Below are 25,365 nucleotides of genomic sequence, written 5' to 3'. Positions count from 1 at the left end.
CCGTGAGAGCGTCCGGTAGCTGTAGCTGCAGGGTACGCATCGCGCACCCGGCCGGGGGCGGGTCCGTTCGCCCTGGCCCGAAAAGCGCCTAAATCCAGTCCACCAGTGCCAGGCCCAGGTGCATCAGGCCCAGCGCCATGAGTGCGGCCACGACATCGTCGAGCATGATGCCCAACCCCCCGCCGACCCGGCGGTCGATCCACCCGATCGGCCAGGGCTTCCAGATATCGAAGAGCCGGAAGGCGGCGAACCCCGCCACGACCGCGGGCCAACTCGGGGCTATCGCGATCATCGTGATCAGATAGCCGACGATCTCGTCCCACACCACCGAGGGTGGGTCCTTTTCCCCGAGGCTTCGCGCCGCCCGGCCGCAGAGCGGTATGCCGATGAGCAGGAGCGCCGCGGTGACCGCCAGATAGGGCGCGAGCGGCAGACCGGCCAGGAGCAGATAGAGCAGCACCCCGGGCAGGGTGCCGAAGGTGCCTGGGGCCTTTGGCAGGCGCCCGGTGCCGAAGCCTTGGGCGAGGAACAGGATGGCTCGATCACGCCGCGTGATCGTGGCTCGAGGCGCGCCCGGCGCCGGATCGAGAGAACCGATTGCAGGCGGCGCCGCGCGTCCGTCGGCATCGCCGGCCGGCGGCGCAAAAGGCACCAGCAGGCCCGCCGCGTCCAGGGTCCAGCGGGTGCCGTCGTCGGCGGGGATCCCGGTCATCAGGCGCCAGCGCTCCGGCAGGGGGCGCGGCAGGGCCAGCAGGCCTCCGCCCGGGGTGGTGAGGAAGGTGAACTCCAGGCGCCCGGTCGCCGCCCCGGTGAGGTCCACGCGCGCCTTCCAGCAGCCGTTCCATTCACGGAAAAAGTCGTACTTGAGGTCCACCGGACCGATCAATTCGGTCAGCAGCGACTGGATCAGGGCGCGGGCGGCCACGGCGCGGCGGGTGAAATCGGTCAGCGGGGTCGGGGTCTGGTCGGTCATGGGGTTCCTGGATGCCGTCGGCAGTGAAACTGGAACGAGCAGTTATCCACAGATGAACACAGATGAACACAGATGATTCATTGACTTACGCTTGGCCGGGGACTCATTCTGGCGGTGACTGTGACAATAGCGAAGACGCATGACAATTCTGAGAAAATCTGTGTTCATCTGTGTTCATCTGTGGATTGTAGGTTGAGTCGTTCGTTCGGGGCCGTCCGCCTGCCGGGAGCCTCAGGTCACATCGGACAGCCGGTCAGGGCCTTGGGCACCGACGAGACACCGAGTTGGGCTCAGGCATCCCAGTGCACATGGCGAATGAACACCGGGTCGGTGTTGCGGTATCGCGGGGTGGTGATGGAATTGCGCAGGTGTTCGACCATGGCTTCCTTGAGGGCGATCTCTTCGGCCAGTTCGTCCAGCTGATTGCGGTCGCAATCGATACCGCCGGAAACCCCGAGCACCGCGATTGGATCGTATTTGCCGACGGCGGCGAGCGCCTGGAGGGCGCCGAGCCGGATCTCCGCCTTCTCGATGGAAACCCGCTTCTGACTGAGGTCTAACTCCAGTTCGGATGATTCATCGATCAACTCCTGAATCACCTTGAGGGTGAGGAATTCGCGCTCCTCCAGCTCATTCGTCGGCTCCATCAGGACCTGTTGGCCCTCCTCGACGGCGCATTCGAGCCAACTCACCTCGGCGGCGCGCGGGGAGGAGGTAAAGCGCTGCAAGAGGTCCTGGGCCTCGGGGGTGGGCAGATGGGCCAGGGTCATACATGCCCGTTCCAGTTCGGCCACGCCGCTCAGCGGTGAGAAGAGGATTTCAGTGAGGCGCATCAGGTCTTCGGGTGCATAGTCTTCCGGGTCTTGGATGGAGATGTGCTCGGTCATGGCGGCGGCTCCTGCGGGGTCTGGTGTTACGAGTTTGCTTGCGGCCAGGTCATCAAAATCGTTAGGGAATGCTTGTCGCGCCGTTGTCGTTGTCGTAATCGTAATCGTAATCGTAATCGTAATCGTAATCGCGGTCATCCTGGGCCCCGGATTCTCTTGCACGCCGAATTGCATCGCTTCTCCGATTACGACAACGACAACGACCGCCGGCTCAGGCCGGGATCAGCCGCCCGTCGCGCAGTTCATAGAAGTCCGGATTGCGCTGCGCCACCAGGCTCAGCAGGTCGTCGAGCATGTCGGCGAGCGCCAATTCGCGCTCCGGGGCGCCGACCTGGAAGGGGCGCAGCAGGGGCAAGGAGACCGGGTCCGGCGCCGCCTCCGCCAGGGGGGCGGGGGCAAAGAGGTCAGCGGTGGACCCGGACCGGGGTGGCGGCGCCAACGGCGGCGGCGTGGGGCGCGGTCCCGTCCGGGCGGAGTCGAGCAGGATCAGGTAGAAGCGCTCGAACTGCTCCTCGCGGTCCGCCGGGTCGTTGCGGCCGGTGAAGAGTTGCAGCCGGGCGTGGGCGTTGAGGAAGGTGGAGCGGCGCTTCTCGGTGCCGTCGTTGGCTGCCTCGCTGTCGAGGAAGAAGAGCCCGGCGAGCACCGCATAGGGGAAGCGCCGATGCAGGGTGACCGCCTCCATCAGCATGTCGCCGCGCCGGTTGACCAGGTTTTTCTGGAAATTGCGGGTCTTGCTGTCGCGGAAGTTGATGGTCTTGACCGAGATGCCGAGCAGCAGTCCGGACTCCTCGGTCGCCCAGGTCACGTCGACCTTCTTGGCCCCCAGACCGCCGGCCATGCGCCGCTCGGCGCCCGCATCCGGACCGGCCCCGCCGGGGGCCGGGCGCGCCTCCTTGAGCCCGCGGCGGCGCAGTTCCGCCCCCAGGGCCAGGGCGACCTGTTGGGAGACCAACTCGCTGTAGCGCTTCTTGGCCGCCTGTGGGGCCTCGTCCCCGGGTTTGGGGGGCAGGGACCCCAGGGCCTCGGCGAGGCGCTCGTCGATCTCAGCCATGGGTGCCGCGCCCCCGGGTCAGGCGGCGATCGAGCAGGTACTCGCGCGCCGCGCGCAGCGTGTCGAGCGCCTCGCGGGCGAGCCCCAGTCCATGGCGCAGGACCAGGTCGTCGACCCGGGCCGTGGCGCGGGTCTCCTCCCCCAGGGCGAGCAGGCGGGCGACCTCCGGGGCCAGTGCCTCCAGGTCGGCGGCCAAGGCCTCGACCAGGGCGGCGGCGGGGACCGGCAGGGCGTCGATCTCCCGCGGCTCGTGTTTGAGCATACCGCCGCCGTAGATGCGCCCGCCGATCTCAGCCCCGAGGAGCGACAGGCTGTTGAGCGCCGCCAGCGGCAGTAGCCGGACGCCCAGGGCGCGGCGCGGCTCGCTCAAGCGCACCCCGTAGATCGAGTTCAGGACCAGGGCCCCGGCCTGGTTGGCGAGCAGGCGCGGGCGCCGGTGGTTCATGTAGGTGCAGAACAGATCCGGTCGGTCGACCAGGGGGACGCGCCACCAGGGCGTTCGCACCCGACACTTGTAGGCGTTGCTCACCCCCTCGCGCTCCCCGAGGGCGATATAGCGGCGGGCGGCGGCGGACGGGTCCTCCCCGGGGGCAAAGAGGAGCGTGGCGGCCCCGGCCTGGCCCAGCCGCTCCCAGTCGGTGCGCTCGAAATACAGGCCGCTCAAGTGCCGCCCGCCGGGGGGGGAGATGGGGAGCAACTCGTGCGGGGGCAGCCGCAGCGCGCGTGCGCGCGCCGGCGAGAGGGCGAAAAAGCCGTTGTTGCCGGTCACCGAGCCCAGGAAGCTCCCGCCCCAGTGGGCGAGCGGCGCGAAGCCGTCGCCCTCCACCACCGCGCTGTAGAGTGCGAGCACCTCGGCGGGCAACAGGGCCGAGGTCCACTTGGCGTCCGGGCGGGGGTGGAAGCCCACCCAGTCCTGCCCCAGTGACTGCATCAGGTCCTGGGGCCGGGCCGCCTGATAGACCTCGAAGTGGTCGGTCCCGCCGCTGCCCTGGGCGAGCAGCAGGATCACGTCCTCCAGGACCCCCGGAAAGACCAGGTGGTCGAACAGGACGAGCCGCACCCGGGCGAAGCGCCGCAGCAGGAAGCGGCGGATCTCGGTCGCATACTTGACCGACAGGAGCTCGGCCGGCAGCACCAGGCCGAGCCGGCCCTCCGGTTTCAGAAAGGCGCCGGCATGGACCACAAAGGCGGCCCAGGAGGCGGCCAGCCCGCTCAGCCGCACCCCTTGGCGCAGCGCCGCGGCCAGGGCGCGGGCGCGGGTCTCCCCGCTGAAGTGCTGATAGCGCACAAAGGGGGGGTTGCCGATGACCGCGTCGAACTCCGGGCGCGCCTCCCGCATGAAGAAGTCGCCCTCCGCGATGCTCGCCCCGGCGTCCAGTTCGGCCAGCAGTTGCCGTGCCACCGCCGCGGACTGGGGATGGATCTCGTGCCCGTGCAGGGCGTTCGCCCAGCCGGCCTCGGTGAGACCCAGGGCGCGCAGGCGCGTGACCGCCTCGGTGAGAAAGGCGGCCTCGCCGCAGGAGGGCTCCAGTACCCGGTCGGACGCGCAGCGGATGGCCCAGGCGGCGATGAAGCGGGCGACCTCCGCCGGGGTGAAGTAGGCCCCGCGTGCCTTGCGCAGCGTGCCTCTCCCGGGTTCCGGCGGTGCTGGATTTTGGCCCATGAATGCTTTTCGCGTCGTTGTCGTTGTCGTTGTCGTTGTCGTTGTCGTAATCGTAATCGAGATTATCGTATCGCCCCGGATTCCCTCGCACGCCAACTTGCGGCGATTCTCCGATTACGACAACGACAACGACAACGATCGTTCATGAACTCAGTCCCAATTGAGCGCCCCGCCGGTCTGGTATTCGGTGACCCGGGTCTCGAAGAAGTTCTTTTCCTTCTTCAGATCCAGTACCTCGGACATCCAGGGGAAGGGGTTGGCAGCGCCCGGGTATTGCTCCGGCAGGCCGATCTGGGCGCAGCGGCGGTTGGCGATGAACTGCAGGTATTCCTCGAACAGCGGGGCGTTGAGCCCCAGGACGCCGCGCGGCATGGTGTCGTAGGCGTATTGCGCCTCCAGTTGCACCGCTTCGCGGATCATTGCCACCAGCTCCTGCCTGAAGGGCTCGGTCCACAGCGCCGGGTTCTCGATCTTGATCTGGTTGATGACGTCGATGCCGAAGTTCATGTGCATGGATTCATCGCGCAGGATGTATTGGAACTGCTCGGCGGTTCCGGTCATCTTGTTGCGCCGTCCCATGGAGAGGACCTGCACGAAACCGACATAGAAATAGATCCCCTCGAAGATCACATAGAAGGCGACCAGTTCGCGCAGCAGCCGCTGATCGTTGTCCCGGGTGCCGGTGTGGAAGTGGGGGTCCGCCAGGTAGCGGGTGAAGGGCAGGGCCCATTCCGCCTTGCGGGCCACCGCCGGCACCTCCCGGTACATGTTGAAGATCTCGCCCTCGTCCAAACCCAGGCTTTCCACCACATATTGATAGGCGTGGGTGTGCACGGCCTCCTCGAAGGCCTGCCGCAGCAGGTATTGGCGGCACTCCGGATTGGTGATGTGCCGATAGACGGCCAGTACCAGGTTGTTGGCGACCAGGGAGTCGGCGGTCGAGAAGAAGCCCAGGTTGCGCTTGATGATGGTGCGCTCGTCGTCCGTGAGGCCGTTGGGGTCCTTCCACAGGGCGATGTCCGCGTTCATGTTGATCTCCTGCGGCATCCAATGGTTGGCGCAGGCGTCCAGGTATTTCTGCCAGGCCCAGTCGTACTTGAAGGGGACGAGCTGGTTGAGGTCCGCACGGCAGTTGATGATGCGCTTGTCGTCCACCCGCACCCGCCCGGCGCCCATCTCCAGCGACTCGAGCCCGCAGGCCCCGCCCGCGGGTGCCGCGTCGGTCGCGGCCGGCGCGCCGCGCCCGTCGGCCGCCAGCCCGGACAGCAGGGTGTCCTCGAAGGGCAACTCCGCCTGGGGCGGGAAGGGGTTGGGGTCGACCACGGGGGCGCTGCCCGCGGTGCTCATCAGGGTCTCGTTGGCGACCAGGCCGCGCCCCGGGCGCGCATGGGCGCTGGTGTCGTGGGCGCTCCAGTGAGTGGCGGCCGGGGCGGGCCGGGCACCGCCGCCCAGGGGTGCGGTGCGGGCGGCGCGGGCCGCGGGCGGCGGGGCCTGGCGCGCGGCAGGCGGGGCCGCGGCGAGCGGGTCATCCCAGTTGAGCATGGCGGTTGGTCCTCGGGTCGGCGGTCGTTCTGGTTCGGCGCAGGCTGCGGCGGGCGCGGCGCGCCGCGCGTCCGGTGTCCACGCCATTCTAGGCCAAGGTGCGCAGATGTCCAGACCCTAATTACAACATCTAGTGGTTTCAGGGGCAGAGAAACCCCGTATGTCGTGGCAACTGGTTCCCAGGGCCAGAGCCAGGTGGGGCCTGGCCAGCCTGATCAGGGGCGCGAGTCGGTGACCTGGCGGTGCAGTTCCAAGGCCATGGCCTGCCAACTCAGGTGGGTGGCCGTGGCGGCGACATCGCAGGGGTTGGCCAGCGCCTGGCGGATCAGCCCGGCAACTTGTTGCGCGTCGGCGTCCACCGGGAAGAGATAGCCGTTCTCCCCGTGGCGGATGATGTCCGGGGCAAACCCGGTGTCGCTCACCACCGGCACCAGATTACACATCATGCCCTCGATCAGTGGGATGGGCCCGCCTTCCAGTGCGCTGGTGGAGAGGAAGACGTCCATGCGGGCGTAGGCGGCGGGATAGTCCGCGTAAGGGATGGTCAGGTACTCGAAGTTGGGGCAGGCGAGCAGCGCGGCGAACCCGTCCCACTGCTCCCAGTCCTTGCCGATCAGGATGAAGTGCAGATCCGGCATGGCGCGGACCACCGCCGCCATCATCTCCGGGTTCTTGCGCGGATAGTAGGCGCAGCTCAGGCCCACGACCCCGGTCCCCGGGCGCTGGTGGGGACGGAAGCGCTCGGGGTCCGAGGCCCCGACCAGGGTCGCGACCCGCTCGGGCCGCACGCCGCTCGCGATCAGGGCCTCACGCGCCCGGCTGTTCATCGTCAGGACGCGGCTCTGATGATTGAGCGCGTAGACGATCTCGGCCGCCCGCACCACGGTCGATTCATGGCTGGGGTGGGTGTATTGGACCAACCGCACGCCGCGCCACACGTTGGGGTCCCGGGCCAGGGCCGCAATCGCCTCGTTCTGATGCACGAAGAAATAGGCCGCGGCGGCGGGCAGGGGCTCGTGGGGGGCGGCCGGGTAGTGCAGCCGCGCACGCCCCGGGTAGTGGGCGCAGAGATTCTTGCAGATGGTCTCCATGATCCAGCCGCGGGCAGTCTCCTGGACCACGAACAGCAATTCATCCGTCTGGGGCGGCCGGTTGCGGCGCTGCCGCACCCAGCCGATCAGTCGCACCCGCAGGTAATGACGCAGCCAGCGCAGGTCTTGGAGCATGATGGGGTCCGGTGGTGAGTGGTGAGTGGTTAGTGGCTAGTGGCTAGTGAGTGCCTTCGGCGTCGCGGTCGTTGTCGTTGTCGTAATCGAGGTTATCGTAGCTGCGCGGATTCGCCCGCACCCCTGATTGCATCGATTCTCCGATCACGACAACGACAACGACAACGATTACGACAACGACAACGAGTATCAGGGTGCGCCGAACAGCGTCGGTTCCAGGATCGCGGTCAGGTCCCGGTAAGGGATCAACACCTCCTGGGTGCCTTCCACATAGGCGGCGACGGCGTAGGGCGGGAAGATGACCCGCAGTCCCTCGCGGGCGGGCAGGAGCAGGCGATAGTTCTCCGCCTTGGGCTCGGTGCCGGAGCGCAGCCAGCCCTCGTCCGTGCCGGCCAGATCGCGCAGCTTCAGCTCCGCGTAGCAGCGTCCGGCGAGGGTGCCCAGCCAATCGGCGTCCGGGCGGAACAGGCCGGCGGGCGGGATGCGCCGCCCGTCCGTCAGGGCGAAGACCCGCGGCTCGATGATCGGCATGCCGTGGGCGCCGCCCCGGAAGTCGTAGCCGGTAATCAACACGGCGAGATAGCGGGCGGCGCGCTCGGGCGGCTCGGCCTCGATCAGCAGCGACCAGTCGGCGTCCTGGCGCCCCCCCTGGGCGGCCGCTTCCCGCTGCTCGGTGCGGAACGCGGCGACCAAGACCTCGATCTCGGTGCGCACTGCGGCATTGGCGGCCGCTACGGCCGCGTCCTGGTCAGCGCCCGCGGCCGTGAAGACCGGCACGGTCGCCTTGAGGTCGAAACCCTGGCCGGATTCCTCGATCGGTGCCGGTCGGTCATGGCCCTGCGCGCCCCCGCTCGCGAGCCCGCCGAGGGTGGCGAGGAGCATCGCCAGGGCGGCCAGGGAAGGGGTGCGGGGGTGTGGGTTCATCGCGGGTCTCTCGTCGTGGGGTTTGCTTGCAGGGAGCGAAAGCGTCTATCGTGTCACCCTTCACTGTCACGGACCTCCTGATACCTTGCCGGTCGGCACTCGAGGCCGGGCGCGCCCTGAAGGGGGCGGCGAGGTTTGAAGGGTACGCCGGTTTGTCCCGGCCCCGAAGGTCCCCAACCCAAAATACCGCCGCGAGGAGACGGCCCTATGATCGCCAAGATCGAAGTTGACATCCCTACCTGCATCGGCTGCGGGACCTGCTGGGTGGCCTGCCCGGATGCCTTCCGCGAGGTGGAGGTGGGCGAGGAATACAAGGCCGCCGCCACCGGCCGTCTCGCCCCCGAGAAGGCGTTGCGGAACGCCGCCGAGGGCTGTCCAAGCCTGTCCATCTCACTCATCGACGACTCCGGGGCCGTACTTTACCCCACCGAGGCCCAACGCGAGGAACTGCGCAAGCGCCTCCAGTGGTAGGCCGCACGCCGGTCCGCGGACCGGCACCTTGCATCAACTAAAGGAACGAACAGCAGTAATCGGTCACCGCGCGCACCCGCAGGCCGAAGCGCGCGTGGGCCGCGACCTCGAACGACTCCCCGGCCGCGAAGGTCTGCCAATCGTCGGCGCCGGGGAGCTGCACGTCCAGGTCGCCCGCCAGGATCTCCATCAACTCGGCGCTGTGGGTCGTGAACTCGTATTCTCCGGGCTGCATGATGCCCAGCGTCTTCTTGCGGCCGTCCGGAAAGATAAGGGTGCGGCTGGTAACCCCGCCGTCGAAAAAGATGTTCGCCTCGCGCACGACGGTGACCTGACTGAACTCGGACATGGCTGATAGCCCTCTGCTGACTGGCGGCGCCCGCGGGCGCGTGGTTGATGTTATTGCGGATGATAGGTAACGAGTCAAGAACAAGTCACAGTGAACAGCAATTCCCGCTCGGCCGCCGCGAGGTCAACCGGGGCGAGCACGCGGCGGCAGGGCGCACAGCCAGGCACAGCAACCCCTCACCGACGCACGGCGATGTTGAAACGGTTGGCTGACGATCCCCCTCAAGAACGGCGCTTCGCGCACCCGCGGTCACGGCCGGCGCCTACGAGGTGTCGGCGCCCAGGGGGAGCGACGGCGGGGTAATAATGGAGCGGTAGAGGGTTTCCCAGTCGGGGATCAGGCACAGGTCGAAGCGGGTGCGCAGCTTGCGCCAGAAGCGGGTCTTGCTCTTGGCGGCCGTCACCGCAGTCTGGAACAGTCGGCAGCAGCGTTGCTGGATCTGATCGATCAGAAACGCCAGCATCATCAGGTGCATGAGCACGGTGCTGAGGTGCTGTTGACCGTGACCGAAGTTGTGCTCGAAGTGGTAGCCTTGGTTCTTGAGGGTGTTGAAGGTCTCGTTCTCGATCTTCCAGCGTGCGCGGGCACCTCGCATCAGGGTCATGAGGTTGGTCGGCTCGATCCGAATGTCCGTGACCCACGCGAAGTGGGTCACGGTGCCGTCGGGGGCGTGCTCCCAGTACTCAAGGAAGTTCACCTCGAGGTCGAAGTTGGCATCGTTGAGGGGCGCGCCGTTGAGGTAACGGAAGCGGTGGCGGAATCCCTGCCGGTCGGTGAGCGTGGCCTCAGCGGTCTGCGCGGTGGCCTCGACCCAGTCGAACAGGAACGTATGGTCGCCCTGCTTAGCGCCGAGAATAAATCGCAGATCAAGTGCTTGCAGATGACGGATGTGCGGCGCGTTGGAGGCCAGCCCGTCTTCGACGACGATCAGCTTAAGGTGCGGATGCACCCGGCGCAGCTCGCTGAGCAGGCGCTTGGCCGCATTGCGCTCACAATCGTTTTTCGTCGCTCCGTCGGGTTTGAGGATCGGCTCGGGCGCCAGCGGAAAGACCTCCCGGTGATCCGGATGCACCAGCACCGCCCCGAGCATTTGATGGTAGTAGGTCGTGGTGCCGTCGCGGTGATGCTTCTCTGCACACTGCGGGCAGTGTACCTTCTGCGAGGAGAAGTAGCCGGTGCCGTCGAGCGAGAGCAGGTAGTGGCCGTCGAGGTACTCAAACCCCTCCAACCCCTTGCCGCGCTGTAGCTGACTAAACAGGGCCTTGTAGAGCGGACACAGCTCGCTCGGTGCGACCGCATCAAGGCGTTCGCGAAAGCGCGTGTCACACGGCGCGCGTTCGACCCCGTAGAGCGCCCGGAGGTTCGCCCGCGTCGTGACCTCCTGGCGGTCGTGCTCGAACTGCAGCAGGGAGGGGTATTTCAGGCCGAACAGGGCCAGCCCCGACATCAGGTGATCGACCAGCGGGATCGCATGGCCGGGCTCGTCGGGGATTTGGGCAAACACCCGCCGCGCTTCGCGCAGCAGCCCTTCGGCGCTGAGGTGTTTGCGGGAGAACGGCGCACTCATCGATACCTGCCTCGCAACCTGAGGTGTGCGCGGCAGTATACTGATTCGCAGCAGAAAGTTTACGAAAAACTATTTTTCAGGCATTCCCAAGCCTCTGTTGTATCGAAAAATAATCTAGCGGCGGGAATTGCTGCACAGTGAACCGTTCCTATCGATCCCTGACCGGACGCGGCGCGTCGGCGCGGATTATGTCAGCAAACCCCACGGGCGTCTTGAGGACTGCCTGACCGGGCCCCGGACAGTCTCCCGACCGCCGCCTCACCCCCACAGACGGGCCGGGGCGGTTGAGTTGCGCCCAGGATGCGCCGACAATCGCCGGCCAGCTAACGCCCTCCAGGTCCGCCTATGATCCAACTCGGAATCGACCGCCTGCTCGCCGACCCGGGCCTGCGCCGGCCCCTGCACGGTCGCCGGGTCGCCCTGCTCGGCCACCCGGCCGCCGTCACCGCGCGCGGCCGCCACAGCCTCGACGCCCTGATCGAGTTGGGTGACCTGCGGGTCACCGCCGCCTTCGGCCCGCAACACGGGATGCGCGGGGACAAGCAGGACAACATGGTGGAGAGCGGCGATTTCATCGACCCGCGGCACGGCATCCCGGTCTTCAGCCTCTACGGGGAGGTGCGCTATCCGACGCCGGCGATGCTCGCTCACTTCGACGTGCTGCTGGTGGATCTGCAGGACATCGGCACCCGCATCTACACCTATGTGACCACGCTCGCCTATCTGCTCGACGCCTGCGCCGCCGCCGGCAAGTCGCTGTGGGTCCTGGACCGGCCCAACCCGGCGGGCCGGCCGGTCGAGGGCAGCATCCTTGAGCCCGGCTGGGAGAGCTTCGTCGGGGCCGGGCCGCTCATCATGCGTCACGGCCTCACCCTGGGTGAACTGGCCCGCTGGTTCGTCGCCGCGCGCGGTCTGGATCTCGACCTGCAAGTGGTGACGATGGACGGCTACCGGCCCGACGCGGCACCGGGTTACGGCTGGCCCCTGGCGGAACTGGCCTGGGTCAACCCGAGCCCCAATGCCTCCAGTCTGAACATGGCCCGCTGCTTTCCCGGCACCGTCCTGTGCGAGGGCACCACCCTGTCGGAGGGGCGCGGGACCACCGTCGCGCTGGAACTGATCGGGGCCCCGGACCTGGACTTCGGGCGCATCCTGGTGCGCATGGAGTTGGAGTGCCCCGCCTGGACAGAAGGGGTATTGATCCGCCCCTGTTGGTTCGAGCCCACCTTCCACAAGCACGCCGGCCTGCTCTGCTCGGGGCTCCAGTTCCATACGGACAACGCGCACTACCGCCACGACCGGTTCCGCCCCTATCGGTTGACCGCGCTGCTGTTCAAGGCTCTGCGCCTGGAGTACCCGGACTATCCGCTGTGGCGCGACTTCCCCTACGAATACGAGAGCGAGCGCCTGGCCATCGACCTGCTGAGCGGCGGCACCGGGTTGCGCGACTGGGTGGATGATCCCGCCGCCGGCCCCGGCGACCTGGAGCGGCGCCTGGCCGCGGACGAGGCGCTCTGGCTCGAACAGACCAGGGCCCTGCGTATCTACGCCTGAACGGCGGTGCCGCCTTGGACCACGGTTTGCGCTACCAGCCCTTCTACTGCGAGGAGAACGCCTGGTGGCTCTGCGCCGAGTCGGCCTTAGGCCCGGGTGAGCGCTTCGTCGTCTTTCTGCTGAGCCGCGCCGGCCGCTGCCCCCTGCTGCACCAGCGCGCCGCCCCGCCCGGGCGCCTCATCGCCTGGGACTATCATGTGGTGGTGGTGGACGGCCAATGCCGGGTCTGGGACCTGGACAGCCGCCTGCCGTTACCGACGCCCGGGGTCGACTGGCTGGACCGCACCTTCGCCCTGGCCGGGCAACTGCCGCCCATCTATGCCCCGCGCCTGCGCCTGATCCCGGCGTCCGAGTACCGGGCGGGGTTCGCCAGCGACCGCAGCCACATGCACGCCGGCGCGCACCGCTTCCAGCACCCGCCGCCGCCCTGGCCGCCGATCGGCGAGGGCATGAACCTGGGCGCCTATCTGGACCCGGAGGCCCCGCGGCCGGGCCAACTGCTCGACCTTGCCGCGGCCCGCCGCCGGCTGCGCGCGGCGGCCCCCGGTGCGCCCTGACCCGGGGCCGCCGCACCCCAGTGCGGCCCGGCCTCTCCGCGACCCGCAGCGCCGCGGTCGCACGCAAGATCGCGCCGCACTGGGGTGCGGCGCTCCCAGTATCCGCGCCGCCCGGGATACTGCGCCGACCGGTGCCGGATTTGGGATACCATTTGCTGGTATCGCAACAGGAGACCCAGCGGAGGCCCAGATGCAGAAGAACACCAGCGTGATCCTTGGCGACCACTTCGAGCAATTCCTTGCCCAGCAGATTGCCCAGGGCCGTTACGGTTCGGCCAGCGAGGCGATCCGTGCCGGGTTGCGGCTTCTGGAAGAGCATGAAACACGCGTTGCCGCCCTGCGTCAGGCGCTCAAGGAGGGCGAGGCAAGCGGCCGGGCCGACTATTCCCTGCAAGGTCTGATCGAGGAACTCGACCGCGTCGGTACGCACTGATGCCCCGGTTCGTGCTGACCAAGGCAGCCAAGGACGATTTGAAGTCCATCGGCCGCTACACGCAAGCCACCTGGGGTCCTGACCAGCGCAACCGCTATCTGAGGTTGCTGGACGCGGGCTTTCATACGCTGGCGGATAATCCCCTGATGGGCACTGACTGCGGCGACATCCGCCCCGGCTATCGCAAGCACCGGGTTGGCAAGCATCTCGTGTTTTGTCGTCAGAGCGGCACCGATGAGATTGAGATTGTTCGTGTCCTGCACCAGGGCATGGACGTACCTGCGTCCATGTCCGATCCCTAAGCCACCGATGGAACCCGAGAGGCCCCAACATCCGTGAACCTCACAAACGACCGCGGCCTCGTCGCGGCTGAAGCCGCTCCCACGCGCGATTGCACAACCCCTGCCTTTCTCGGATGATGACCGCTGCGCGCCCCCGGACCCTTCGCAGGAGCACCCGCCGCCGTGACCGCCCGCTTCGACCTCCTCGTCACCGCCGACTACCCGAGCCGCACCGCGGAGTTCCGCCTGCTGGACGGCGCCGGTAACCAGCTCGCCTACCAGTCGACCGACTTCAAGACCATCGCGGCCGGCCGGCTCCAGGGACTCTTCGACCTGCGCGACTATCTGCGGCTCTATGTGGACGAGGCCGGCCAGCGCGCCGCCCTGGGGGAGATCGGCGTCTGCATCGCCGAGGAGGTCCTGGGCGCCGACCTCTTCGAGCACCTCTGGGCCGCGCGGACCCAGCGGACGCTGCGCATCCAACTGCCCGGTGCCGCGGAGCGCGAGAACCCGCTGGCCGCCGCCCTGGCCCGGGTCCCCTGGGAACTGGCCCGCCCGCAGGCCGCCGCCGAGAGCCTGGCCGAGCGCAACCTCCTGGTCCGGGTCGTCCATGAGCGGCAGGACCCGGCCTCCACGCCCATGGACCTGGCGCCCGACGAACCGCTGCGCGTGCTCTTCGTCTTCGCCGAGGCGCGCGGCTCCCAGCCGCTCGGGATGCGCCGGGAGCGCCGTGCCCTCCAGCCGTCGCCGCGGACCCCATCCGCGACCTCGACCTCGCGGACCAGCCCGGCTACACCGGCACCGCCCACGCCCTGCTGCAAGGCGGGGTCCCGACCCTGGTCGCCATGCGCTACGCGGTCGGTGACGACTATGCCCGCGAACTGGCCATCCATTTCTACCGCGCACTGCTCGCCGATCCCAAGCCCAAGGACGCCGCCGTCGCACTGACGCTCGCGCGCCGCGCCCTGCTCGCCGGACCGGCCGAGGCGCCGGCCTGGTTCCAGGTCTGCGACCACGCCACCCCGGTCCTCTATGGCGAGGAAGAGCCCGGACTGACCCTGAGACCCGGCCGCGGCGGCTTGCCTGATGCGCGCAGCCGATGCCTGCATCAGATCGGCGAGCTGACCACCGCGGCGCACCCGCACTTCGTCGGGCGCACCTGGGAACTGGCGCGGCTCGGCGCTGACTTCATAGGGACCGGCCCCGGGGCCCAGACCAGCCCGGTCGCCGTCATCGTCGGCCTGGGCGGCATGGGCAAGACCGCGCTCGCCGCCGAGGCGCTCGACCTCTGGGAACAGGGCTTCACCTGGGTCCTGACCTGGCAGGCCAAGCCCAGCCCGCTCGCCTTCGACGCCTGGCTGCGCGACCTCCATTTGAAGCTCTACGGCGAACTGGGCCGCTACCACGACCAGGTCCAGGTACACCCGGCCGAGGCCGTCCACCGCAACCCGGAGCCCGGCTTCACCGGCCCCGAGCGCCAGGCGCGGCTCATCCACAACCTGGTCCGCGCCCTGCAGGACGAGGCGATCCTGCTGGTGCTGGACAACTTCGAGACCAATCTCAAGGCCAGGGTGGAGCCCGATGCGGCCGGGGCCGACCCGGTCTGGGGGTGCCAGGACCCGGTGTGGGACCAGTGTCTTGCGGCTCTTGCCGTGGGTCTGGTGGGTGGTCCTTCCCGGGTCTTGATCACCAGTCGGCGGCCGTTGGCTGCGTTGGCGCGAGGGTCGGTCCGCACAGCGGACCCTACGGGCACCACAGCGGACCCGACGGGGTTGGCGCGGGGGTCGGTCCGCACAGCGGACCCTACGGGCACCACAGCGGACCCGATGGGGTTGGCGCGGGGGTCGGTCCGCACAGCGGACCCTACGGGCACCACAGCGGACCCGATAGGGTTGGCGCGGGGGGCGGTCCGCGCAGCGGACCCGACGGGCACCACGGCGGACCCGATGGGGCTAAGCGTCCTGCTCGGGCCGCTGCCGGCCGCGGAGGCGGCGCTGTATCTGCGCGAGCAGCCGACCCTAGGCGGGATGATCTTCGGTACCGACCAGGCGGAGCGGCAACTCGCCCGGCGCTTGCTCCATGCCAGCCGCTTCCATCCGCTCCTGATGGACCGGCTCGCCCGGCTGGCGGCGGACCCGGCCCTGCGCGCGCGGCTGCTGGCCGCGCTGGCGGCACTGGAAGAGGCCAAGGGGTTCGAGCGGCTGCCGGGGCTCTTCGCCATGCGGCCGGGGGACGCGGCGGAGTTGGCCTATCTGGACGACGCGCTGGGGCGCTCGATCGGGCAGTTGCTCGATGACCTGAGTGCGGAGGCGCGGCGGTTGTTGTGGATCATTGCCTTGGCCAATCAGCCCGAGTCCCTCGGGCTGATTGGGGGGGTTTGGGGTGGGGACGATCAGGAGCAGGGGCCGCTTCGGCAGATCAAGGAGATGCTCGACACGCTCCCGACCACTCCTGCCGAGCTTGAGGCGATGTTGCAGGAGATGTCGCCGGACTGGGGCACCATGCTCGACGCCCTGCCACCCGCGGCACCGGCACGCCCCGACCCGGCCCCGCTGCTGCGCCGGCTGGTCGCCCTGGGCCTGGTGACCGAGGAGCGGGCAGGGGAGGGGGACGCGAACCCGAACCTTGGCTGTCACGAGCTGGTGCGGGAGCGCATCCGCGACTGGATGCAACGGCACCCGGCGGACCGGGCGGACCTGACCGAGGATGGCGTGCGCCTCGCCTATGCGCAGCGGCTGGAGTCGGCCTTCAATGGGCTGCTGCACCAGGACATGACCGCCGCCATCCAGGCGGGCAGCCGTGCCCTGGTCTACTGCGTCCAGGCCGCGGCCTGGGAGCGGTTGGGCGGCTTTGCGAGCGACCTGGTCACCAGCACGCACGACCCGGTACTGCTCCAGGCACTGACCCCGCATCTGGAGACCGCCGCCGACCTGGCACCGGAGGGCCAGCCGCGCTGGCGCTGCCTCTGCTACCTCGCCGATGCGCTACGCAGGGCCGGCCGCCCCGACGCCGCCCTGACCTTCTACGAGCAGGCCGCAGCCCGGGCGGCCGCGACCGCCGAGGCGGGGGGTGAGGGCGCCCGGCAGGCTTGGTCCGACCTGGCCTGGATCAGCGGCAACTGGGCGATTGCGCTCGTGATGACCGGCGACCTCGACGGCGCCCGCCGGCGGCGGATCGAGCAGGCCGAGGCGGACAAACGGGCCGGCCACCCCGCCGTGGATGTCATCCACGGCGAGTTGGAGGCCCTGCGCATCGACATCCTGCAGGGCCAGGCCGCCACCGCGCTTCCCGAGGTCGAGCGGCGTCTCGCCCAGGTGCAGGGGTGGTGGCAGCAGCACCGCGCCGACCAGTCAGTGCCCGAGGCACCGGATGCCGAGCCCCTCGCCCGCAAGCTGATCGGCGCGCTCGACATCGCCCGGCAGGTGGACTACGCGCGAAAGGACTGGGCATCCGCCCTGGTGCGCCTGGATGCCACCCTGGAGGTCGAGCGTACACTGCAACGCCCGGCGGAGGACCTCGGCGTCACACGGATGAACCGCGCCAATGTGCTGATGAAAATGCCGGGCCGCCTCGGCGAGGCCAAGGCCGAGCTGGAGGCCTGTCTCGCGCTCTTCGAGAACAATCCCGCCGCGCGCGCCAAGGTACTCAGCTCACTCGCCGACCTGTTCAACCGCCAGGGCGACCGCGCCCAGGCCATCACCCAGCAGCGCCGCGCGCTCGCCCTGTGCGAGCAGTTGCCGGACCCCGCCGACCGCGCCATCTCGCACAACAACCTGGCCCTCTATCTGGACGGCAGCGGCACCAGGTCCGCACCCGCCGAGTCAGCCTGCCATCGGCTCGCCGCCCTCGCCTATCGTCTGGTCGCCGGACTGGGGCAGGGCCTTCAGATGTCGATGCGCAACTATACCAACGTCTTCCGCCGCGCCCGCGCCGCCGGCACCGAGCCCGCCATCCCCCTTCTCGCCGAGCTCCTCGCCGACCCCGCCTTCGCCCCCCTGGCCCAGTGGCTGCGCCAACGCCAGGTCGACCCCGCGCGCCTCCAAGCCGCCATCTACCAGTCCCTCGCCCAGGCCCGCCAGGCCGCCGAAAACGCCGGTGCCTAAGGCACCCGCCGCTGGGAGCGCCGCACCCCAGTGCGGCGACGCCCGCGCCGGCGCCCGCGGCCTTGCGTGTGCTCGCGAGGCCGCGCCGCACTGGGGTGCGGCGCTCCCAGTGGCCGCGAGCGGGCGGCGGTCTCAGATTCGCGGCGCCGTGCCGCGCGATTTCCTGGCGAGCTTGGCGCCTTGGCGTGAGAAATTCTCTCCCTCCGGCTCCCAGGCTCTCGCGACACTGCCATTAAGTTGAGGCCCAGGCCCGCCAAGCTGCCGAAAGCCACCGGGGTCGTTGAACCTAAATCCGGAAATTGCTCTCACAAAGACACAAAGACACAAAGAACAACAGATCACTGAAGCCGTTGCGCCGAGCACCGCCGAACTGGCCTCCTCGGCCGCGCTATCGCCCTGAAAATCTTTGTGATCTTTGTGTCTCTGTGAGAGAACTTCTCTTTCTACGTTAAAGGCACCCGTCACTGGGAGCGCCGCACCCCAGTGCGGCGACGCCCGCGCCGACGCCCGCGGCTTTGCGTGTGGTCGCGAGGCCGCGCCGCACTGAGATTGTGAAAGTATTCGGCTCGTGGACGGCGTCTGCGCTAGACTGTCACCCGCACGGAAACCAAGGGGGCAGGTAGGCGATGGGGACAACGCGCCAAGGGCGCGTTGCCCCCACCTTGCCCACACTCATTCACCCTTTGCCCACACTGCGCCGCACGACCGCCGACGCGGGCTGAGAACGCCTGCGGCGCAACAGTAACAAACGTCTTCTCTTGATCGCTGGTTCGGATGCCGTCGTGAACGACGGTTCCGCCGCGGCTGGGGCAGCGCCAAACCGCTGCGATGGACGGCGGCACGACAGCTTAAATTCGGGGGAAAACTGTCCTGAACATGGGGTCCACTATTGTCGCGCCTGGACCCTGTGGGAGCGGCTTCAGCCGCGACGCGACCGCGCCGGTCGCGTCGCGGCTGAAGCCGCTCCCACAAGGGACTTTGTTCATCCGAGCGGGACGGGGCCTGAGCCCCGTCCCGCCCCCGGATGGGCCTCTATCAGGCCCTGGTCCTCCTATACCAGCCCGCGATGCCGAACAGCAGCGAGACCAGTATCAACTGCGCCCAACCCGACAGCGTGGGGATCGGCAGGCTCGATGTCGGCACCGAGTCTAAATAGGTGAATCGCGACTGCAATACGAGGTCCCCACCAGGCGTTATGATCCTAACGTCCACCAGCGCACTCGCCGTCACAGCGTTCATCGCCGTGGCCGACACGGGTGGGTAAGGCCCGGTCGTACAGGTCAGCAAGGTCGCGGTGGCCACAATCCCGGTACAGGGCGACCCGCCAATCAACACCTGTGACGCACCGTTCAGGTTCGTACCGGTGATTCTCATCAACGTTCCGCCCGTCTTCGGACCGGAGACCGGGTCGATGCCCGTCACCGTCGGCATTAACCACTGATAGGTGTAGGCCGAATTGGCCGTGCCAACCCCATAAGGTGTCGTAACACTGACGTTCACCAGAATGCTCCCCGTGCCCGTCATGTACTCCCCGGTCGTACAGGTCAGCGAGGTCGGGGAAACGACGCTCACCCCGGTGCAGGCCACAGCGCCAATCGTCACCGCCGTCGCACCGGTCAGGTCGGTACCGGTGATGGTCACGGACTGTCCGCCGCCCGTCGGACCCGCGTTCGGGGCGATCCCCGTCACGGTCGGTGCCGCCACGTAGGTGAAGAGCGTATTGGCCCCATTAACCCCGGAAGGCGTCGTGACCAGGACGCTCGCCGCGCCCGCCGCGTGTGCCCCGGTCGTGCAGGTCAGCGAGGTCGGGGAGCCGACGACCACCCCGGCACAGGCCGCACCGCCGATCGTCACCGCCGTCGCACCGGTCAGGTCCGTACCGGTGATGGTCACGGGCTCTCCGCCTATCACGCGCCCCGTAGCCGGGTTGATGGCCGTCACCGTCGGTGCGGCCGCATAGGTGTAGAGTGTATTGGGTGCATTGCTCCCATAAATCGTCGAGACCAGCACGCTCGCCGGGCCCGCCGCGTGCGCCCCGGTCGTGCAGGTCAGCGAGGTTGGGGAACCGACGACCACCACGGTACAGGCCGCACCGCCGATCGTCACCCCCGTCGCACCGGTCAGGTTCGCACCGGTGATGGTGACGAACTGCCCGCCTGCCGTCGGACCCGTGGCCGGGGCGATGGCCGTCACCGTCGGTGGGGATACATAGGTGTAGAGCGCATTGGGTACGTTGGTCCCGCTAGGTGTCGTGACCACCACGCTCGCCGGGCCCGCCGGGCCCGCCGTGGTCGTACAGGACAACGAAGTCGGGGACGTGACGTTCACCCCGGTGCAGTTCGCACCGCCGATCGTCACCGCCGTCGCACCGGTCAGGGCCGTACCGGTGATGGTCACGGGCTGGTTGCCCGTCGTCGGACCCGTTGTCGGGTTAATGGCCGTCACCGTGGGACCGGGCGCCGGCAAGGAGAAGGATACCGACGCCGTACCGGTGGACACCGCCGCGATGGCACCTAGGGGGAAGAGGCTGCTGCCGCCGCCGCCGCCGCCGCCGCCGAAGGTTGGGTCATTGCCGGCGCCGCCGCCGCCGCCGCCCCAGCCGCCGCCGCCGCCGCCGGCGCCGTAGCCGCCGCCGCCGCCGCCGTTCGCGCCTCCGGCGGTGACAGTAATCCCCGAGCCAACACCCCCTTTTCCGCCAAAACCGGCGCCGCCGCCGGCGGAGGTCGTGACCCCGTCCACACCGTTGGCGCCCAAGTTCCCGCCGGCGCCACCCTGTTCACCAGGAACGCCGGGATTGGTCCCGCCGGCGCCGCCTATCGCGAGGGTGACTCCGCCCGTAGACCCAGGCCCGAAAGCCCCCCCGGCGCCGCCCGCGCCGCCGCCGCCGGCATTCGTCGTGCCGCCATTGCCGCCAGCCCCGCCGGGCGGGTTGGGCGGGCTGGTATTATGATCACCTTCTCCGCCGCCGCCGCCGGCAACAACCAGCGGACCGGTGGTGGCCGACCCGGTCGAGATGGCGGAGTATCCACCACCACCGCTGCCCACTAAGTTGGCACTGCCGTCCTCGCCGTCGCCCCCCACCGCAATATAGAGGGTCTGACCGGGCGTGAGGCCGCTCAGGGTGCCCGTGATTTGCGCCCCCTTGCCCCCGAGTACATCACCGCCATTCGCGCCCGTGACCACATAATTCAGCGAGGTGTAGCCCGGGTCCACCTCGCAGGTGTAAAGCCCGGGTGTGGTCTGGTTAAAGAGCGAGCAGTTTGCGGCCAACGCGGCTTGCGAACCGAGCAGGCCGCCGGCCGCAAGCAGTGACAACAGCGTGCTGCGCCAGGTCAGCCGCCGCGGCCGCGGCCAATCCGGCGGCTGGGTGGGTGGGGGGGTGGTTGGAAAGAGGGCGGGCATCGGTTTGATCTCCTGGTCAGACGATGAGGGGAAGCCAATTGGAGGGACGGTGCGTCCGTTGACCTCTATCCAGCGATTCCCGGTGAGTGAATGACAGCGTGGTTGGCCCCGTGCCGGGTGTCCCGTGGACTCAGCGCCGCGAACAACCGGCGCCGCCGCGCGCGGGCCCGGCGTTGCGGGTCACGGCCCTTAGACGGCCACGGGGCTTGGTCACTTGGTCACGGTGTATCCCGTGTACCTGCGGGGGCAGTTCAATTTTACCGCGCAAACCCGTATATGGGCAAGGCATGTCACAGGCCCGGAGGATGAAAGGCGGGCCTGGGGGCGGCTTCAGCCATGCCGCGGCCAGGGCCGCGTGCGCACTCGCGGCGCGGCTCAAGCCGCCCCCACCGCGCTCCGGCCTGGGGTTCAGGGTACGGCCTCAAGCCCCAGGGCGATTAAGCCTCAACCGGAGGTCGAGGCTTCAGCCGGACGGGCGGAGGCGGTCATCCGCCCGGCGAGGATGTCGATGAGCCCCGGGTGGGCACCGACCAACGCCGTGGGGTAGACGCGAAAGCCCGGGACCGCCGACTCGACCCGGGCGCAGATGGCGCCCAGGTCACCGCCCGGTCCGGCGTGGCGCCCGGGGGAGAGGAAGAGCAGCGGGAGCAGGACGGGGCTTGCCGGGTCCGCGGCGGCGAGTCGGTGCAGGACGGTCTCCAGCAGGTCGCCGTTGAAGTCGTAGTCGGGGCCGGGGCGCCGTTCCATCACCGCCTCATCGAGTACCACGCCGGGGCCGAGCCGCTCGCGCAGCCGGGCGGCGAGCCAGGTGCGCACGGCGGTGACGGCCGGGATGGGCGAGCCGTGGTCGACCAGGACCAGGCGCCGGGGGGCCAGGCCCAGGGCGGCGGCGGCGCGCTCGATGTTCCCGAGCAGGATCTCGGTGAGGCGCGGCTCCCCGTCCGGCAGGGGGCAGAGTTCCGGGGTGCAGCGCAGTTCAAAGGGGCCCCGTTCGCGGCGCAGTTGGGCGGTCAGCTCGGGGATGAACCGGGTCAGGGCGCGGCTGGGTCCAAACCAGAGTGGGATGAGCAGGAAGTCACGCCGGCCGGCGGCCAGGGCGCGGCGCAGCCAGGGTTCCAGGGTGTCCGCGCCGTGCCCGCCCAGGGCCTCGGCGGGCACCTGGTCCGCGTGCAGGAGCGACACCGGGTGCACCGCCCGCCCGCTGCGCTCGGCCAGGGCGCGGGCGAGCCGGCGCAGTGCCCGCGTGGACTCAGGGCGGGAGGAGCCGTTGTCGAGTAGGAGCGTGGCGGGCATGGGGCTTGGGGCTGGGGCGGCGGCCGGGGCGGGTGGTCCTGACGTGGCCCCGCCGGTTGGCAAAAGCAATCGGACCTTCATCAGCGCGCGCGGGTGGGCCTGAGGACGAACGCCATGGCCTGGAGGTGGGCGCGGTGGACTATTTCCATAAGCCCTAGCGAACGCGAGGTGGTGTGGGCGCGTGCGCAACCATCCGGCGACCAAGCGCGCGGGTGACGCCCTGGTGCGCCTCTCGGCACTGGACGCGCTGACCGGACTGCCCATCGTCACCCTAAAGAGCATCGGCGTCCGGGCCGGCCCTCCGCGTCCGGGGGGCGGCGCTGGTCGCAAGCACCGGCGGGGACGCTTCATCGTGTGCTATGCTGAGCGTCCAGGTGACATAAGTGTCTTGTTCGTCATTATCTTAGGTTGCCGGTTGCGGCACTGGACGCGGGGCGCCATGTCCGTTCGCATTGAGCCCGGTCGGGCGCCTCGCCTATACTCGCGGGTCTGAAGGTCGACGGACCCCGCCGCCCCCAGCACCAGGACTCTCGTGATGCGGAAACCGCTACCCTCCCTGATCGCCGCCCTCGTGGTCACGCCCGCCCTGTTGGCCCCGTGCCTGCCGCGCGCCGACGACCTGATCCAGATCTACGACCTGGCGGTCCAGAGCGATCCGCTGCTGCGTGAGGCGGAGCAAAAACTCTTTGCCACCAAGGAGGTCCGGCCCCAGGCCATAGCCCCGATGCTGCCCAATGTGGGGCTGACCGGAAAGGCGAATTACAACGACTTCTCCTCCAACGGCCGCTCGAACGTCGGGGGCAATGTCGTAAGCTTCAGTCAAAACGACCGTTTCAGCACCCAGACCGGTCAGGCGCTGGTGAAGCAGTCGGTCTACAACCGCGCCCATTGGATGACCCTGCGGCAGACCGATACCGTGATCGCCCAGGCGGAGGCCCTGTATCGCAATGCCCAGATCGATTTGATGGTGCGCACCACGGAGGCCTATTTCAACGTCCTGACGGCGGCGGACGCGGTGACGGTGGGGGAGGCCAATCTGCGGGCGGACGAGCGTCAGTTGGAGCAGTCCAAGCAGCGCTTCGACGTGGGCCTGGTGGCGATTACCGACGTCAATAACAGCCAGGCGGCCTATGACCTGTCCCGGGCCAATCTGATCAACTATCAGACCGCGCTCGACAACGCCTGGGAGGCCCTGCGCGTGATCGTGGGTCCCATCCGCATACCGCTGGCCCGGCTCGGCGACAAGCTCCCGCTGGCCCCGCCGCAACCCAACGAGGTCAGCGTCTGGGCCGACAGCGCCCAGCGCAATAACTTCTCGATCATCGCCGCGAGCGATGCGGCGGCCTCCGCCAAGACCAACATCGAAATCCAAAAGTCCGGGTTCTATCCCCAATTGGACCTTCAGGCGGGCTATGACGTGGTCCGCTCCGGGGCCGAGATCGGCAGCAACACCGATACCGGCTTCGTCGGCCTGACCCTGACGGTGCCGATCTACCAGGGCGGGGCCGTGGCGTCACGCACCCGTCAGGCAGGCTACAATTTCCGTGCCGCTCAGGACCAACTGGACCAGACGCGCCGCAAGGTGGATCAGCAGGTCAAGGACGCCTTTCGCGGGATTCAGTCCAGCATCGAGGCCGTGAAGGCGCGGCAGGCGGCCGTGCTCTCCACCCGCTCCAACCTGGAATCCACCCAGGCGGGCCTGGAGGTCGGCACCCGCACCCAGGTGGACGTGCTCACGGCCCAGCGCCAATACTTCCAGGCGGAGTTCGAGTACCTGACCTCCAGGTACAAATACATCATCAACGGGGTCAAGCTCCACCAGGCGACCAGTACCCTCACCCGCGAGGTCCTGGCCAAGGGCAATGCCTGGCTCAATCCGGCCGAGAAGGTCGCGCCGCCGGCGTACTGAAGACCCGACCCCCGACCCCCGACCCCCGACCCCCGAACCCCGAACCCCGAACCCCGAACCCCAAAATGTCAGGTAACAGCTTCGGCAAACTCTTCGTCGTCACCGGGTTCGGTGAGAGTCATGGCCCGGCCATCGGCGGGATCGTGGACGGCTGCCCGCCGGGGCTCGCACTGTGCGCGGCGGACCTGCAACGGGATCTCGACCGGCGCAAGCCCGGTCAGTCGCGCCATACCACGCAGCGCCGTGAGTCCGATCAGGTGGAGATCCTCTCCGGGGTCTTCGGCGGTCTGACCACCGGGGCGCCGATCGGGCTCCTGATCCGCAACGAGGATCAGCGCTCCAAGGACTATGCGGACCTCGCCGCCCGCTATCGCCCCGGTCACGCCGATTACACCTATGACCAGAAATACGGCCGGCGCGACTACCGCGGCGGCGGCCGGTCCTCGGCGCGGGAGACCGCGGTGCGGGTGGCGGCGGGGGCGATTGCCAAGAAGTACCTGTGGGAGCGCTGCGGCGTCCTGGTGCGGGGCTTTCTCTCCCAACTCGGCCCGATCCGACCCCGCGGGTTCGACTGGGAGGAGGTGGGGCGCAACCCCTTCTTCTGCCCCTGTGCACAGACGGTGCCTGAACTGGAAGCCTACATGGACGCACTGCGCAGGGAGGGCAATTCCATCGGCGCGGCAGTCACCGTGGTGGCGAGCGGGGTCCCGGCCGGGATCGGTGAGCCGATCTTCGACCGGCTGGACGCCGACATTGCGCACGCCCTGATGAGCATCAATGCGGTCAAGGGGGTGGAGATCGGGGCGGGCTTTGCCTGCATTGAGCAGAAGGGCACCGAGCACCGCGATGAGCTGACCCCGGCGGGTTTCCTGTCCAATAATGCGGGGGGCATCCTGGGCGGGATCTCCTCGGGGCAGGACATCTATGCCCGCATCGCGCTCAAGCCCACGTCCAGCTTGCGGTTGCCGGGGCGCACCATCGGCACCGACGGCCAGGCGACGCAGGTCATCACCACCGGCCGTCACGACCCCTGCGTCGGCATCCGTGCCACCCCGATCGCCGAGGCCATGCTCGCCATCGTCCTGCTGGACCACTGGCTGCGCCAGCGCGCCCAGAACGGCGATGTAACCCCGCCCACCCCGCCGATCCCGGCCGCGGCACCGCGCTGAAGCCCGCGACC

The 25,365-nt window shown here is 68.8% G+C and carries 20 protein-coding genes; 9 read left to right on the top strand and 11 right to left on the bottom strand.

Annotation, left to right across the window (positions count from 1 at the left end; all coding sequences use genetic code 11):
• Positions 1-88: 88 nt before the first annotated feature.
• The 7 genes from THSYN_RS37035 to THSYN_RS21785 all read right to left on the bottom strand — a co-directional run bounded on the left by THSYN_RS37035 (position 89) and on the right by THSYN_RS21785 (position 8,266).
• Positions 89-973 (bottom strand): phosphatidylglycerophosphatase A family protein, encoded by an 885-nt coding sequence (locus THSYN_RS37035; protein ID WP_335582469.1) that lies wholly within the window; start codon positions 971-973, stop codon positions 89-91.
• A gap of 290 nt (positions 974-1,263) precedes the next feature.
• Entirely contained in the window at positions 1,264-1,860 is a 597-nt protein-coding gene (locus THSYN_RS21810; protein ID WP_100920983.1) for a hypothetical protein, read from the bottom strand.
• Between the two features lie 211 nt (positions 1,861-2,071).
• Complete coding sequence (locus tag THSYN_RS21805) at positions 2,072-2,911, bottom strand: hypothetical protein (RefSeq protein ID WP_100920982.1); 840 nt, start codon at positions 2,909-2,911, stop codon at positions 2,072-2,074.
• Positions 2,904-4,574, bottom strand: a complete 1,671-nt coding sequence (locus tag THSYN_RS21800) for an N-6 DNA methylase (protein ID WP_100920981.1) — start codon at positions 4,572-4,574, stop codon at positions 2,904-2,906. Before THSYN_RS21800 ends, THSYN_RS21805 begins: the two co-directional genes overlap by 8 nt.
• Before the next feature lie 150 nt (positions 4,575-4,724).
• Positions 4,725-6,116: a ribonucleotide-diphosphate reductase subunit beta gene (locus THSYN_RS21795; protein ID WP_100920980.1), complete on the bottom strand. Its 1,392-nt coding sequence runs from the start codon at positions 6,114-6,116 to the stop codon at positions 4,725-4,727.
• 215 nt (positions 6,117-6,331) lie between these two features.
• Positions 6,332-7,342: a glycosyltransferase family 4 protein gene (locus THSYN_RS21790; RefSeq protein ID WP_100920979.1), complete on the bottom strand. Its 1,011-nt coding sequence runs from the start codon at positions 7,340-7,342 to the stop codon at positions 6,332-6,334.
• A gap of 189 nt (positions 7,343-7,531) precedes the next feature.
• Positions 7,532-8,266 carry an RsiV family protein gene (locus THSYN_RS21785; protein ID WP_100920978.1) on the bottom strand — a complete coding sequence of 245 codons (735 nt, stop codon included), beginning with the start codon at positions 8,264-8,266 and terminating at the stop codon, positions 7,532-7,534.
• Between the two features lie 207 nt (positions 8,267-8,473).
• On the opposite strand from THSYN_RS21785, the gene THSYN_RS21780 reads away from it, so the two are divergent.
• Positions 8,474-8,737, top strand: coding sequence for a ferredoxin (locus THSYN_RS21780; RefSeq protein ID WP_100920977.1), 264 nt, complete (start codon positions 8,474-8,476; stop codon positions 8,735-8,737).
• A gap of 37 nt (positions 8,738-8,774) precedes the next feature.
• On the opposite strand, the gene ppnP is transcribed toward THSYN_RS21780, so the two are convergent.
• Together ppnP and THSYN_RS21770 are read right to left on the bottom strand one after the other, a co-directional pair.
• Entirely contained in the window at positions 8,775-9,086 is a 312-nt protein-coding gene (gene ppnP / locus THSYN_RS21775; protein WP_100920976.1) for a pyrimidine/purine nucleoside phosphorylase, read from the bottom strand.
• Between the two features lie 262 nt (positions 9,087-9,348).
• Entirely contained in the window at positions 9,349-10,653 is a 1,305-nt protein-coding gene (locus THSYN_RS21770; protein ID WP_100919380.1) for a transposase, read from the bottom strand.
• A 345-nt stretch (positions 10,654-10,998) separates the two neighbouring features.
• Here THSYN_RS21770 and THSYN_RS21765 point away from each other — a divergent pair, with 345 nt between their 5' ends.
• The 6 genes from THSYN_RS21765 (at position 10,999) to THSYN_RS21740 (ending at position 17,581) form a co-directional block, all read left to right on the top strand.
• The gene (locus THSYN_RS21765) at positions 10,999-12,207 is read left to right on the top strand and encodes an exo-beta-N-acetylmuramidase NamZ family protein (RefSeq protein WP_100920975.1); all 1,209 of its coding nucleotides are present in this window, start codon (positions 10,999-11,001) and stop codon (positions 12,205-12,207) included.
• 14 nt (positions 12,208-12,221) lie between these two features.
• Positions 12,222-12,764, top strand: coding sequence for a protein N-terminal glutamine amidohydrolase (locus tag THSYN_RS21760; protein ID WP_157817848.1), 543 nt, complete (start codon positions 12,222-12,224; stop codon positions 12,762-12,764).
• A gap of 190 nt (positions 12,765-12,954) precedes the next feature.
• Complete coding sequence (locus THSYN_RS21755; protein WP_100920973.1) at positions 12,955-13,197, top strand: type II toxin-antitoxin system ParD family antitoxin; 243 nt, start codon at positions 12,955-12,957, stop codon at positions 13,195-13,197.
• A gap of 11 nt (positions 13,198-13,208) precedes the next feature.
• Positions 13,209-13,499, top strand: a complete 291-nt coding sequence (locus THSYN_RS21750) for a type II toxin-antitoxin system RelE/ParE family toxin (protein WP_216644608.1) — start codon at positions 13,209-13,211, stop codon at positions 13,497-13,499.
• A 162-nt stretch (positions 13,500-13,661) separates the two neighbouring features.
• Entirely contained in the window at positions 13,662-14,426 is a 765-nt protein-coding gene (locus tag THSYN_RS21745) for a hypothetical protein (protein ID WP_100920971.1), read from the top strand.
• Positions 14,324-17,581: a tetratricopeptide repeat protein gene (locus THSYN_RS21740; RefSeq protein WP_100920970.1), complete on the top strand. Its 3,258-nt coding sequence runs from the start codon at positions 14,324-14,326 to the stop codon at positions 17,579-17,581. Before THSYN_RS21745 ends, THSYN_RS21740 begins: the two co-directional genes overlap by 103 nt.
• A gap of 1,035 nt (positions 17,582-18,616) precedes the next feature.
• Here THSYN_RS21740 and THSYN_RS36845 read toward each other — a convergent pair.
• Together THSYN_RS36845 and THSYN_RS21730 are read right to left on the bottom strand one after the other, a co-directional pair.
• On the bottom strand, positions 18,617-20,983 hold the full coding sequence (locus THSYN_RS36845; RefSeq protein ID WP_100920969.1) for an IPT/TIG domain-containing protein: 2,367 nt from the start codon (positions 20,981-20,983) through the stop codon (positions 18,617-18,619).
• A 444-nt stretch (positions 20,984-21,427) separates the two neighbouring features.
• Positions 21,428-22,276 carry a sirohydrochlorin chelatase gene (locus THSYN_RS21730; RefSeq protein WP_100920968.1) on the bottom strand — a complete coding sequence of 283 codons (849 nt, stop codon included), beginning with the start codon at positions 22,274-22,276 and terminating at the stop codon, positions 21,428-21,430.
• Between the two features lie 535 nt (positions 22,277-22,811).
• Here THSYN_RS21730 and THSYN_RS21725 point away from each other — a divergent pair.
• Positions 22,812-24,185: a TolC family outer membrane protein gene (locus tag THSYN_RS21725; RefSeq protein ID WP_100920967.1), complete on the top strand. Its 1,374-nt coding sequence runs from the start codon at positions 22,812-22,814 to the stop codon at positions 24,183-24,185.
• Between the two features lie 65 nt (positions 24,186-24,250).
• The gene (aroC, locus tag THSYN_RS21720; protein ID WP_100920966.1) at positions 24,251-25,354 is read left to right on the top strand and encodes a chorismate synthase; all 1,104 of its coding nucleotides are present in this window, start codon (positions 24,251-24,253) and stop codon (positions 25,352-25,354) included.
• Positions 25,355-25,365 lie beyond the last annotated feature (11 nt).

It is taken from the genome of Candidatus Thiodictyon syntrophicum (assembly GCF_002813775.1).
GTDB lineage: Bacteria > Pseudomonadota > Gammaproteobacteria > Chromatiales > Chromatiaceae > Thiodictyon > Thiodictyon syntrophicum.
The sequence above is the reverse complement of the archived record's forward strand: the minus strand, read 5'-3'. Positions and strand labels throughout refer to the sequence as shown.